The sequence below is a fragment of the Mucilaginibacter sp. genome, assembly GCF_041660805.1.
Classification (GTDB): domain Bacteria; phylum Bacteroidota; class Bacteroidia; order Sphingobacteriales; family Sphingobacteriaceae; genus Mucilaginibacter.
Window position 1 is genome coordinate 57308 of record NZ_JBAZVP010000013.1, and the last position, 13568, is coordinate 70875.

Here is a 13568-nt window from a genome sequence, read left to right on the forward strand (position 1 = left end):
CTTTTTCGCAAAAGTATAATATTTTTAAATTGATTATCAATATTTTTTTGTAATATTTTTTATATTCTCGGTATCCATTGGTTTTCAGGGATTTTTGCATCGTGGCCAATCACCCTGGCCAGGGTGAACAGGTAATCACTCAACCTGTTCAGATAAATATTCACTTTTTCGTCAACCGTGCTCTCTTCTGCCAGATGCACGCTTAGCCTTTCGGCCCGGCGGCATACACAACGTGCTATATGACAGTATGATATAGCATTGCTTCCACCCGGTAAAATAAAATGCCTAAGCTCGGGCAATCGTTCATTCATCCTGTCCATTTCCTTTTCAAGCAACTCAATATCTTCGGGGTGCAGATCAGGTATTATCATTTTAGACTTTTCAGGATCGGCCGCCAATGACGATCCTATGGTAAACAACCTGTCCTGTATTTGTTTTAAAATTTCTTTATCATAGTCGCTAATCTCCTGATCTCTAATTAACCCCACATAAGAATTCAGTTCATCAACCGTACCGTAACTTTCAATACGCAGATGGTGCTTGGGCACCCGTGTGCCTCCAATTAACGATGTATAGCCCTTATCTCCGGTTTTGGTGTATATCTTCATAGCAATTAAACTATTTTGGTATCGTTTATGTTTAATCACAAGGTCACAAAGAGAAAATCACAAAGGCCACAAATATTTATGGAGTATATTCTATGTGCTTTATGATCTTTGAGACTAAATGATCAGCAATTTACCGTCTTACTTTATGGTAAAAATTTTTATGTGAAATTTTTACCGTTTTTAAACTTAATCTTGTACTTAATGTTTTGTTCCAAATATATAATATTACGAACTATGAAACTCATTATATCATCGGCCAGGCTGGCAATAATTAGTTTATGCACCGTATCGTTGTTAAGCTTTAATTGCGGGGGTAATAATACGGGCAATAACTCAAGCAAATCAGCAGCTGCAAAACCTACCCCCAAACCATCTTTTGCCAAACTTTTAAGCGAACAGCAATTTAATGATCTGTTTCCGCAGCGCAACAAGTTTTACACTTACCAGTCTTTTATAAAAGCGGTTGATGATTTATCTAATATAAGCGTCAAGGTGACCAGGCGCGCATTATCGGTATACCAACTCATCCGTACTGATAAACGTACCGGAAAGCCCGCCATAGTGCGCCAGGACGTAGACTGGAACGAAGACTGGGCCAAAGTAAAGCCCGATAGCTCTTATGTTATAGATTATGGTGGTTTTTGTACCGATAAAGATGCAGCGGTAAATAAACGCGAATTAGCCGCATTTTTTGCCCATATAGCCCACGAAACCCGTCACGGCATGAATGGTGAATATAAAGATGGCTTAATGCTTTTGCATGAAGACAATACATCTCTAAACTATTTTGGCGAAAGTGATGACTATCCGCCCTTTAAAGGACAAAAATATTATGGCCGCGGGCCAATGCAACTAAGCTATAACGGCAATTATGGCTATGCCGCCGATTGTATTTTTGGCGATGAAAAAGTATTATTGAACAACCCCGGTTTGGTAGAGACCGACCCTGTAGTGGCTTTTAAAACAGCTGTATACTTTTGGATGACCCCCGAAACGCATAAACCATCGGCACATGATGTAATGATTGGCAAATGGCAGCCCAACGCGGCAGACAAAGCCAAAGGCCGCACGCCTGGTTTTGGTATGACTATTAATATTGTAAACGGCGAGATAGAATGCAATAAAGGCGATAACATGTACAACATGAAAGACCGCATAGGTTTTTACCAGTTCTTTTTAACCAAACTGGGTGCAACAGATCCTAACTGCGCCTGCAGCTGCGGAAAAATGCAGCCCTACAGGTATTAGGATTATTTCGGATGTCGAATATTCGATTTCGGATTTACTTACACACCTATTCAAACGTAAATCAAGCGTTCTTATCAGAACGCCTCATGCTTTTATAAATATTCTAACCAAACAGATTTACTCGTCAGATTTCCCTGTCAATTTCCATACATAAGCAGCGCCATCTTTAATAATACCAAAATAATCAAACGTGCCGCTTGCACGGTCGCCGGCGGTATCAAGGGCGTCGGCGCCAACTATACCCGCATGTTTATTGGCTTGCTCTACAAAACTTGTTTTTAGTTTGGCAATATCGGTTGTACTGCCTTCTGTACTTTCAAGCGTGTAGGCAATTGCCCAAAGAGCATCATAAGCGGCTAATGCAAATGCATCGGGCTCAATGCCTGTTTTAGTTTTAATACGGTCGGCTATGGGTTTCCATTGTGACTGCAATGCCGCAGGCAAACCAAACGAAGGTGCAAAGAAGCCTGTTTTAATGGCAAAATCGGCAGCTACAGCATCACTCAATAATGCCGTGCTAAGCACAACGCCATCGCCACCATACCACTTAATATTGCTCAACAATGGTTCTGCAGCAGCCAGTTTAAAAAGTCCGGTACATTCATCAAACGATGCCAGATAAACACCTACATTGGCAGCACCATATTTAGCATTCAGCCTGGTAACTTCCGTTTTCATGGCAGCTATTACCGAAGCAAAGTTGGTTGTGGTGATTGCATAAGGTGCAAGAGCACTTATTTCGCCGCCTTTAGCGGTAAAAGCAGCACCCGTAGCTAATTGCAGCCCCTTGTTGCCGGCATCATCGCGGGCAAGGGTAACTAAACCTTTAATCCCTTTTTTAAAGATAGTATTGGCAATAGCAGCACCTTCAATTTTATCGGGCGGACAAAAACGGAATATATTATCATCGGCAATGGCTAAACTGCCAGCGGTACTGCTTTGGCTTACTACAATTACCTGCCCTCCATCTACTAGCGGCTTAATGGCGGCCAGTTCGGCACTTGATTGCGGCCCTATAACAAAATGAACTCCCCCGTTTTTAGCGGCTGTAAATTGTGTTTTAGCCACCTCTGTTTCCAGTTTGGTATCTGACACGTGTACCGCTATGCTGAACTTGGCGTCTCTTTGCGCCAGGTAAATATTAATATCTTCTGCAGCAAGCTCTATTGCTGCTTTTGAAGTGATACCCAATGATGACCAGTTGCCTGTAAGCGAAAATAAACCTTCAACAGTAACAGGCCTGGAAACAATTATTTTTTTTGATTTTGAGCATGATTGTATAACAAGCACAACGGCCAGCAGCGCGATAACAGGAAATAGTAACTTCTTCATTTATGGTAATTGTTTGGTTTTGCAAAATACATAAAATAATGGGTTGGCTCTTATTTGTGAATTTGCTTCAAAAGCCTGCTTTTATTATCAGCCTTTAGTATATTTAGCCGGTTTTTATGAAAATATAATGAATAAGCTTTCTTTTGATACCACCGGGCTGGCAGCAGTTGATATCCATGCTTTTGAAGCTACTTGTGATGCTTTAAAAAACAATTTCAGGGTGGATGTACCCGGCTATATCGATTTTCAATTAGAACAGTTTGAGATTTTTAATCATTACAAAGACCTGAACATTCGTGATGCCTATGCTATAAAACATGCCGGTGCCGATAGCTATATGCTTTATCTCGAAATGAAACCTAATATTACAAGCACAAAGGCCGAATTAAAGCGCCACTGTCATTATCAGCCATGGGCGTTAACTTACTTAAAGCATGATTTTGGCCGTGTGTTTATCCGTACAGAAACTTTGATAGATAAGATCCGCGAGATCATCTTCCCCATCGAGCTTGATTTTAAAGAAGACAAACCTTTTAGCAACCGCTTTTATGTACTAACGGATGATAAGGAGAAAGCCCATGAAGGCATGACTCAAGAGTTTCGTGATGCCATGATGCTGATAAAGGAAACTGATTTTGTATTAGAGATCTTCGAGCATACGCTTATCGTAGGCAACCGCAAACCGATTGCGCCTGAGCATGCCTGTTACCTGGCCGAGTTTGTAGCGAGGCTGGTGGCGATAAAGTAGAAATTGTTGGTGCGGTGGCGATGTGCGATTCCCTCCCAACGGGAGGGTGCAGGGAGGGGTTTATGAGATAGACATTGGCATAAATAACCCCTACCCACCACATCACAGGCAGCCACACCCTTCCCCAAGGAAGGAGTACAAATCTTCCAAAAACCTGTGATGGAAAACTTCAACAACCGGCTCCAACTAAAAAACAAAAACCCTCTTTGCTTTGCAACAAAGAGGGTCTCATATATAGTGATACAGGCTAAGCCAAACTATAAAATTTATTGTTCTTTAACTTCTACCGGCGCATGCTTGCTTACCGTATGAATATTCTCGTTTAGGTAGTCGTCTTCTACCAAGCCGTCACGCATACGTACAATACGGTGAGCGTGTTTAGCAATATCTTCTTCGTGGGTAACCAGTATAATGGTATTGCCTTTAGCATGAATATCTTCCATAAGCCCCATAATTTCTATTGAGGTTTTGGTATCAAGGTTACCCGTAGGCTCATCAGCCAATATTATAGATGGATCATTGATCAAAGCCCTTGCAACGGCAACACGCTGGCGCTGGCCACCTGAAAGCTCATTAGGGCGGTGATCTGTACGGTTACCCAGGCCAACATTCTCTAAAGCTCTTCTGGCACGTTCGTTACGTTTCTCTTTGTTGATACCTGCATAAACCAACGGCAGGGCAACATTATCTAAGGCACTGTTACGGGGCAATAAGTTAAACGTTTGGAAAACAAAGCCAATCTCGTTGTTTCTTACTTCGGCCAAATCATTATCAGTCATGTGGCTTACGTTGATGCCATTAAGGATATATTCGCCTTTGGTTGGTGTATCCAGGCAACCCAAAATGTTCATCAAAGTTGATTTACCAGAACCGGAAGGGCCCATCAGCGCAACAAATTCGCCCTTGTTTATAGTTAACGTCACTGATTTTATAGCGTGTATAATTTCAGACCCGATAACGTATTTACGACCGATATCCTTTATAATAATAAGTGGTTCTTCCTTACTGATAATTGTTGGGTTCATCCGTTTTTCTTACTTTGACATTAAGGTAGTATAAAATGTTACACTTTGAAAGATAAAAGATTTAAAGATAAAGGATTTGTTAGGTGAAAGATAAAAGATAAGATCTTTATTCTTTTCGTCTTTCGTCTGCTCGTCTTTTTTCCCTCCTGCCTACTTAATCACCTTCGCTACCAAAAAGTGACTTTCATCATGGTCGGGGGCGTTCAGTAAAGCTTCTTCAGTGGTAATAACCTGTTTTACTTCATCTTCGCGCAAAACATTCACCTCACTGGTCATGTAAACCAGTGGTTCAACACCTACGGTATCTACCTCGTTAAGCTTATCCATAAAGCCCAGGATCTTGTTCATGTCCTTTATCATTTCGGCCTTTTCACCGGCTGCCAGCTCAAGCCTTGCCAGGTGGGCCACTTTATCAACCGTTTTTTCGTCTATGATCATGCTGTTTTAATTTTTTATTGATAACGCTGTGCACCTCATCTCTCAGGGCATCGGCATCATTAATAGTTAAATGCGCTGTTTCAATGGGTTTATGTACAAATATATTACATACACCCGGCTTTGAGCCAAATTTATGCCCATTATCCCACAAAATATTCCATGTATTTAAAGAGGTAACGGGTATAATGGGTATTTTTAACTCTATAGCCATTCTAAAAGGGCCATTCTTAAAAGCATGCAGCCTGGGCGGATAAGGATCAGGAATGGTAGCCTCGGGGAATATGATTACCGTAATACCACTTTCCAATCTTTCCATAGCTTGTTTAAATGCCCGGAACGAAGCGACCCTGCTTTCCCGGTTCACCGGAATATCAACCGTACGGAAGAATAAGCCGGTAACCAGCCCGTTCACCAATTCCTCTTTACCCATAAAACAGCAATTGCTTTTTACCAGCAGGCTCATGGCCGTTATATCGAGGTTAGATGTGTGGTTGGGGGTAACTATATATGTTTTACTCCAATCAATAGGTACTTCATAATCAAACCGGTAGCGGATGCCCACCAGCAGCGAACTGATGTATCCCCACACGCGCCTTAACGCGTTCATGCTTTTGTAGTGTGCCGGTTTGTGAGAAAAATAATACAGGAAAGGCCATAATAAAAAATAAAAAAATGCAACACTTGCCTGGTAAAGGTAAACGTGCACTTTCTTCAATATCATTTTCATCGCCCTCAAAAATAGAAAAAATCCTTACTTTCGCCCCTATATGGAAACTGTTGTTAGTGGCATACGTTCAACCGGAAATCTGCATCTGGGAAACTATTACGGGGCGATACAAAACTTCGTGAAGATGCAAAATGAATATAATTGCTTTTTTTTTATTGCCGACCTGCATTCGTTAACTACCCACCCTACCCCTGCCAATTTACATGGCAACGTTAAACAGGTGCTGGTAGAATATCTGGCCGCCGGTATTGACCCGGAGAAGGCTACTATTTATGTACAGAGTGATGTACCTGAGGTATCTGAACTGTACCTGTACCTAAACATGAACGCCTACATGGGCGAACTGGAACGCAGTACATCATTTAAAGATAAAGTGCGCGCAAACCCTGATAATGTTAACGCAGGCCTGTTAACCTATCCGGTTTTAATGGCTGCGGATATTTTGATACACAAAGCTACCAAAGTACCTGTAGGTAAAGATCAGGAACAACACCTGGAAATGTCACGTACCTTTGGTAACCGCTTTAACAGGTTATATGATCATGAGTACTTCCCCGAGCCTTATGCATTTAGCATGGGTGAAAGCCTTGTAAAAATACCCGGATTAGATGGGAAAGGAAAAATGGGGAAATCTGAAGGTGAAGGCAATGCCGTTTTCCTTTCTGACGCTCCCGAAGTGATCCGCAAGAAAGTAATGCGTGCCGTTACTGATAGTGGCCCAACCCAGGATAACCAGCCAAAACCACAAGAGATACAAAACCTGTTCGACCTGATGAAGGTGGTATCAACCCCGGATACACTGGAGCATTTTAATAATTTGTACAATACCTGCGCTATCCGTTACGGCGATCTGAAAAAACAGCTGGCCGAAGACATGATTGTTGCCACCACTCCTATCCGCGAAAAAATTAACGATATAGCAAACAACGCTCCTTACCTAAGGCAAGTGGCACGTTACGGTGCCGCCAAAGCACGCGAAAGCGCAGCCAAAACCATCAGGGAAGTAAGAGAAATTATCGGTTTCAGGAATTTTTAATATCTGAAACAGAATTTACAGAATTATTGGATTTACAGAATTAAGATTTCAATAATTCGGTTAATTCTGTAAATTGTGGAAATTCTGATTCAGACAAAAAAACATATATGCACATAGCTATTGTAGGAAATATTGGCGCGGGTAAAACCACATTAACAGAAATGTTAGCGAAAAATTACGGTTGGGAACCCATGTATGAAGCGGTTGACAATAACCCATACCTGGAAGACTTTTACAACGAAATGAAACGCTGGAGCTTTAACCTTCAAATTTATTTCCTTAACAGCCGCTATCGCCAGATAGTTGAAATTCAAAAAAGCGGCCTTGATATTATACAGGACAGGACCATTTACGAGGATGCCTACATCTTTGCCGAAAACCTGCATGATATGGGCCTCATGACCACCCGCGATTATGAGAACTATCAAAGCATGTTTGATAACATAACCGAGTTTATTAAACCGCCTGATCTGCTGGTATACCTTAAAGCAAGCGTGCCTACCCTGGTAAACAATATACAGCGCCGTGGCCGCGAGTATGAGATTGGCATCCGTATAGATTACCTATCTAAACTAAACGAGAAGTATGATAAATGGATAAAAGGCTACAAGCTGGGTAAATTGCTGATACTGGATAAAGATAACCTTGATTTTGCCAACAACCCCGAAGATATGGGCACCATTGTTAACCTTATTGAACGCGAAATAAACGGATTGTTTTAGAAGCCGAGCGACGGCAGAGTAAATTAACTTATATCATTGTGCCTGTGGTCGGTGTTATCACCGCACCACTTTGCCCTTGTTGGTGTTGTCACCAACAAGCCGCCATGCATTCTAAATTGCATTTACTCAGCCGTCCTAAATATTGTTGGTGCGGTGATAACACAGACCACAGGCTGAAGGAACTCCATGGGTTGATAACTCATTATATGGAACATATTTAATGTACATTAGTGGTGCGGTGATAACACCGACCACAGGCTGAAATGTCCGTAACTCCAATTGGCAATATGTTACGATTGCAATTAGATAATACGACAGACCAACATTCACTTTATTTCCATTTGCCGTGGGTACATGGTGTGCCTAGAAGTCCCGGTCAACTCACGCAGCAAAGCACAATTTATCAACGTTTTATATGGTACGTAGAAAGAAAATGATAGTCAAACTCATAGTTGTTTTGGCTTTCCTATTTATATTATTTTATGGTTGTCACCCTTTACAAAGTACTTTACCTGGAATTTATATTTCCAATGAAAAAAATGTAGTAGACAGTGTTTTTTTATATAATGACTTCCATTATATTCATAAAGTCCTTGTGCGAGATAGCCTTAAAATACAAAAAGGACGATGGGACTATTCTTATGGAACTATTCGACTTTATGATTTTAAATCTTATGCACAAGATTTGCCTATTGATTCTGGGACAAGAATCACTAAGGTGAATATTTCTTACAAAGGAATCATAGAGATAGAGATCAATAGCGATAGCGATATTAACTATTTAAAGGTTAGATGATTTTGCCAATCAGGGGGGAATGGGAGACGGCGGAGTTCTAATCCCAACTTCACCATCTGCAATTAACCTTAAAAGAATTGGAGAAGCGTTTTATACCAATGTCACTTATGAAGAAAATTATTATGATCTTAGGTTTACAAAAAGTAAATTAAAAGTGATGAATGTAGACATTCCAAGTATGAATGTTATGTTTTCAGCAAGAGAGCGAAACGGCCCCCCAACTGGTCTAAGTTTAGCGCAGCGTAACTTAGACCTTAATTGAGACCGGTTCCTTGCCATCGTCAGGGGTTTATATACTGGAATATCGCGTAGTAGACCACCTGGTAATATCAGGGCTGTTTTCGGGGATAAGGATAATAATGGTACCTTGTCAGCAAGTGACATTGTACAGACGAGTGATTATTGCCCTTTAGCCTGTGGTCGGTGTTATCACCGCACCACTGTGCCCTTGTTGGTGTTGTCACCAACAAGCCGCCATGCATTCTAAATTGCATTTACTCAGCCGTCCTAAATGTTGTTGGTGACAACACCAACAACGGCGCAAGGATCTTTTGAAAAGGCCCCTGTGATGCATTCAATCCTTTGCGTCTTTGCGAGAAAACCTCACGAGGAAGTCTTTTCATCAATCTCTAACATTTACAACTCATTACAACAACTTCAACCTGTCAACAATTGTTAACTTTCCAACAAAAGCATTTTTTATAACCCAAAATCCGCAATTTTTCCTACTTTTGTATCCCGTACACAAACAATTGGTTTCGGCATAAAAACCGCTGACCGGATTTCAAAAAATCATGACTAAATACATCTTTGTTACGGGTGGCGTTACCTCGTCATTAGGGAAAGGCATTATATCTGCCTCATTAGCTAAACTTCTTCAGGCACGTGGCTACCGCGTAACCATTCAAAAATTCGATCCTTACATTAACATTGATCCGGGAACTTTAAACCCTTATGAACATGGCGAATGCTATGTTACCGAGGATGGCGCCGAAACCGACCTTGACCTTGGCCATTATGAGCGTTTCCTGAACACGCCTACTTCAAAAGCCAATAATATTACTACCGGCCGTATTTATCAAAACGTGATAAATCGCGAACGCGAAGGCGCTTTTTTAGGTAAAACAGTACAAGTGGTACCGCACATTACCGACGAGATTAAACGCAACATGCGCATATTAGGCGAAACCGGCGATTACGATATTGTAATAACTGAAATTGGCGGTACAGTTGGCGACATTGAGTCGTTACCGTTTGTAGAGGCTGTGCGCCAGTTTAAGTGGGAAGTGGGTTCAAGCAACGCGCTGGTTATCCACCTTACATTGATCCCTTTTCTTGCTGCTGCCGGCGAATTAAAGACCAAGCCTACACAACACTCTGTTAAAATGCTGCTGGAGTATGGTATACAGCCAGATATACTGGTTTGCCGTACCGAGCACCATATTAATATGGATATCAGAAAAAAAATCGCATTATTTTGTAACGTAAACATTAATGCGGTGATCGAATCAATGGATGCATCAACCATTTATGATGTGCCATTGCTGATGCTAAAAGAACAATTAGATAAAACAGTACTAACCAAGCTGAAGCTTTCGCTTAAGCATGAGCCTGACCTGGAGAGCTGGAAAGACTTTTTAGGCCGCTTAAAAAACCCTACATCCGAAGTAAAAATTGGCCTGGTAGGTAAATATGTAGAGCTGCCCGATGCTTATAAATCAATCATAGAATCGTTTATACATGCTGGTGCTAAAAACGAATGTAAGGTAAAAGTACAGTACATCCCGTCAGAACAATTAACCATTGAAAACGCTGTTGAAAAACTGCGCGGTCTGCATGGTGTATTAGTTGCGCCGGGCTTTGGCGAGCGTGGTTTTGAAGGAAAAATTGAGGCTATCCGTTACGTACGCGAAAATAATATCCCATTCTTTGGGATTTGTTTAGGTATGCAATGCGCCGTTGTTGAATTTGGCCGCAATGTATTAAACTTAAAAAACGCCAGCAGTACCGAAATGAACTTTGAGACCCCTCACCCGGTTATAGCGATGATGGAAGATCAAAAAAGCATTGTGAACAAAGGCGGCACCATGCGTTTAGGCGCTTACCCGTGCGATCTTAAAAAAGGAAGCAAAGCTGCCCTTGCATACGGCAAAACACAAATTAGCGAACGCCACAGGCACCGCTATGAGTTTAACAACGCTTATTTAAAACAATACGAAACCGCGGGCTTAACCCCATCTGGCATAAACCCAGAAAATAATCTGGTTGAAGTTGTAGAGTTAAAAAACCATCCGTTTTTTGTGGGTGCACAATTTCATCCCGAATTAAAATCAACAGTTGCTAATCCGCATCCACTTTTTATTAACTTTGTCGCCGCTTCACTGGCTTACGCCCGTAAGAAGTAAGTGCTTAAATAATAGATAGGATGAAAGATTTTGATTGGACCTCGTTTGTAAAAAGAATTGCTGTTAAGGCAAATCTGGCAGACATCTATTCCGCCTGGACCCTATCTGCCGAAATTGAAAAGTGGTTTTTAGAGAAAGCTGAGTTTTATGATGCAGAGGGTGATTTGCTTGGCGCCAATACGCCGGTAACCCAGGGCTGCACTTATAAATGGTATTGGTTTTTATTCCCAGATGATATGCCGGGCAGGATACTGGACGCCAATGGGAAGAACCATATCCGCTTTACCTTTGAAGGAGAATGTATTGTTGATATAAATCTTGAAGAACAAGATGGCTATACGATAATTGAATTAACACAGCGTAACATTCCTACCGACGACAACTCTAAAAAGAATATCAGATTAGGCTGCGCAAACGGATGGGCATTTTACCTTACCAACTTAAAGTCGGTTTACGAGGGTGGGATTGATTTAAGAAATAAAGACGAAAATTTAACAGTGATGATCAATAATTAGGCGTTGCTTAATTAAAAAGAACCGATCATACGATACAATAGATAATGGATAAAAATACGTTTACAGGATTATTCCTGATCATGCTCATCATGGGCGCCTCAATATACTTTATGAAGCCATCTGAGGCCGATATAAAGAAAGAGAAAGAAAGAGTTCACCTTGATTCGCTTAAAAAAACAGGTGTAACTGCCCCTGCTGCGGTTGCAAATACAGCAAAATTTGATACAGCTAAAAAAACAACAGTTGTTGATTCGGCCGTTTTAAAAACACCTTTTGGTGCTGCAACCGCAGGCACTGAACAATTTGTTACGCTCGAAAATAAAGATATCCGCCTAAAGCTTTCAACAAAGGGCGGACGTGTATATTCTGCAGAGTTAAAGGAATTTAAAACCTTTGATAAAAAGCCGCTTATCCTTTTTAACGGCCAGGACAATCATTTTGGCTTAATTTTTAGCGCCGGCGGTAAAAACATCAATACTGATGAACTTTACTTTACCCCAAGTGCTAAAGTATTGCAGGTAGCCGATAAAGATTCATCATCAATTACCATGCGCTTAAGCTATAGCCCTACGCAGTATATTGATTATGTGTACTCGCTTAACGGCACAGGTTATAAAGTTGGGTTAACGGTTAAACCGGTAGGCCTTGACCAGGTAATTGCCAACAGCGGTACAGTTAACCTTAACTGGATAAGCAACCCGTTAAAGCAGGAAATAGACATCAACCAGGAGCGCCAGTATTCATCTATTTATTATAACAATTTTGATGGTGATAATAATGATATAGGCGATACTAAAGACCAGGAAAAGGCTTTCCCGGAGAGTAAAACGCAATGGTTTTCTTTTAAGCAGCACTTCTTTTCATCGGTGTTGATCAGTAAAGACGGCTTTAGTAAATCTAACTTTGTGGTGAGCCATGATACCAGTAACCATGCGGTTATTAAAAACATGAAGGCAAGCGCCACGCTTGCACGCAGCGCAGATGGCAGCTATCCGTTAACTTTCTATTTTGGCCCTAACCGTTACGAAACATTAAAAAAACAAGGCTCCGATCTGCAGAAGCAAATTGGTATGGGCTGGGGACCGTTAAAATATATTAACAGGTTTGCGGTATTGCCTGTATTTAACTTCCTGCAACAATTTGGCTGGAACTACGGGATCATTATTCTGGCATTGACCGTTATTTTGAAACTGGTTCTTTCGCCGCTTACTTATAAGTCGTACTTATCAATGGCCAAAATGCGTGTGCTTAAGCCTGAGATGGACGAGATCAAGGCTAAAGTTGGTGATGATAACCCTACCCTTTTACAGCAGGAATACCTTAAGCTTTACAAAAAAGCAGGTGTAAACCCATTGGGCGGATGTTTACCACTGCTGCTGCAAATGCCAATAGTGATCGCGTTCTTCCGCTTTTTCCCAAGCTTATTTGAGCTGAGAGGACAGGCTTTCTTGTGGATGCATGACCTGTCTACTTACGATGCCATAATAACTTTTAGCCCTCTACCTATAATTGGCGGCCATATAAGTTTAATGTGCTTGCTGATGACCATATCTACATTGATATATACGTATTTCAACAATCAAATCTCGGGTGCTACCGGCCAAATGAAATATATAGGTTATATAACACCTATTATTTTCTTTGCTACACTTAATGTTTACCCTTCAGGTTTAAATTATTATTACTTTTTAGCTAACATGCTTACCTTTTTACAGCAGTACCTTATTAAATTAATGGTTGATGATAAAAAGATCCATGCCCAGATCCAGGAGAACAAAAAGAAACCGGAAGATCCTAAAAAGAAAAAATCAGGCTTTGGTGCCAAATTAGAAGAAATGATGCGCCAGCAACAACAAGTGCAAACTAAGAAGAAATAATTAAGGAAAAATTAGTAAAAAATCCCGGTTGTGTATGCAACCGGGATTTTTTTATTGATAAATTTAAATGTCTTATTACAGGCTAATAAAA

General features: G+C 41.0%; 14 protein-coding genes. 9 read left to right on the forward strand and 5 right to left on the reverse strand.

The window, feature by feature from the left end:
• Positions 1–59: 59 nt before the first annotated feature.
• On the reverse strand, positions 60–608 hold the full coding sequence (locus tag WC743_RS16565) for a cob(I)yrinic acid a,c-diamide adenosyltransferase (protein ID WP_373013612.1): 549 nt from the start codon (positions 606–608) through the stop codon (positions 60–62).
• Between the two features lie 234 nt (positions 609–842).
• On the opposite strand from WC743_RS16565, the gene WC743_RS16570 reads away from it, so the two are divergent.
• A complete protein-coding gene (locus WC743_RS16570) occupies positions 843–1856 on the forward strand; it encodes a chitinase (RefSeq protein WP_373013614.1) in 1014 nt (337 codons plus the stop codon).
• A gap of 117 nt (positions 1857–1973) precedes the next feature.
• Here WC743_RS16570 and WC743_RS16575 read toward each other — a convergent pair whose 3' ends face one another.
• Positions 1974–3188 (reverse strand): ABC transporter substrate-binding protein, encoded by a 1215-nt coding sequence (locus tag WC743_RS16575; protein WP_373013616.1) that lies wholly within the window; start codon positions 3186–3188, stop codon positions 1974–1976.
• Positions 3189–3315: 127 nt separating this feature from the next.
• On the opposite strand from WC743_RS16575, the gene WC743_RS16580 reads away from it, so the two are divergent.
• Positions 3316–3936, forward strand: coding sequence for a hypothetical protein (locus tag WC743_RS16580; RefSeq protein WP_373013618.1), 621 nt, complete (start codon positions 3316–3318; stop codon positions 3934–3936).
• Between the two features lie 266 nt (positions 3937–4202).
• On the opposite strand, the gene WC743_RS16585 is transcribed toward WC743_RS16580, so the two are convergent.
• The 3 genes from WC743_RS16585 to WC743_RS16595 form a co-directional block, all read right to left on the reverse strand.
• Entirely contained in the window at positions 4203–4961 is a 759-nt protein-coding gene (locus tag WC743_RS16585; protein ID WP_373013620.1) for an ABC transporter ATP-binding protein, read from the reverse strand.
• 150 nt (positions 4962–5111) lie between these two features.
• Positions 5112–5399, reverse strand: coding sequence for an Asp-tRNA(Asn)/Glu-tRNA(Gln) amidotransferase subunit GatC (gene gatC / locus WC743_RS16590; protein WP_373013622.1), 288 nt, complete (start codon positions 5397–5399; stop codon positions 5112–5114).
• Complete coding sequence (locus WC743_RS16595; protein WP_373013624.1) at positions 5374–6126, reverse strand: lysophospholipid acyltransferase family protein; 753 nt, start codon at positions 6124–6126, stop codon at positions 5374–5376. Before WC743_RS16595 ends, gatC begins: the two co-directional genes overlap by 26 nt.
• A 40-nt stretch (positions 6127–6166) precedes the next feature.
• Between WC743_RS16595 and trpS the strand changes: the two genes are divergently transcribed.
• The 7 genes from trpS to yidC all read left to right on the forward strand — a co-directional run bounded on the left by trpS (position 6167) and on the right by yidC (position 13477).
• Positions 6167–7162 carry a tryptophan--tRNA ligase gene (trpS, locus tag WC743_RS16600; protein WP_373013626.1) on the forward strand — a complete coding sequence of 332 codons (996 nt, stop codon included), beginning with the start codon at positions 6167–6169 and terminating at the stop codon, positions 7160–7162.
• A gap of 107 nt (positions 7163–7269) precedes the next feature.
• On the forward strand, positions 7270–7884 hold the full coding sequence (locus WC743_RS16605) for a deoxynucleoside kinase (protein WP_373013628.1): 615 nt from the start codon (positions 7270–7272) through the stop codon (positions 7882–7884).
• Between the two features lie 415 nt (positions 7885–8299).
• A complete protein-coding gene (locus tag WC743_RS16610) occupies positions 8300–8680 on the forward strand; it encodes a hypothetical protein (RefSeq protein WP_373013630.1) in 381 nt (126 codons plus the stop codon).
• A 19-nt stretch (positions 8681–8699) separates the two neighbouring features.
• Entirely contained in the window at positions 8700–8942 is a 243-nt protein-coding gene (locus WC743_RS16615; RefSeq protein ID WP_373013631.1) for a hypothetical protein, read from the forward strand.
• Positions 8943–9474: 532 nt separating this feature from the next.
• Positions 9475–11085 (forward strand): CTP synthase, encoded by a 1611-nt coding sequence (locus WC743_RS16620; RefSeq protein ID WP_373013633.1) that lies wholly within the window; start codon positions 9475–9477, stop codon positions 11083–11085.
• 20 nt (positions 11086–11105) lie between these two features.
• Positions 11106–11600 (forward strand): SRPBCC domain-containing protein, encoded by a 495-nt coding sequence (locus WC743_RS16625; protein WP_373013635.1) that lies wholly within the window; start codon positions 11106–11108, stop codon positions 11598–11600.
• A gap of 44 nt (positions 11601–11644) precedes the next feature.
• Complete coding sequence (gene yidC / locus WC743_RS16630; protein WP_373013636.1) at positions 11645–13477, forward strand: membrane protein insertase YidC; 1833 nt, start codon at positions 11645–11647, stop codon at positions 13475–13477.
• The last annotated feature ends 91 nt before the right edge of the window (positions 13478–13568 follow it).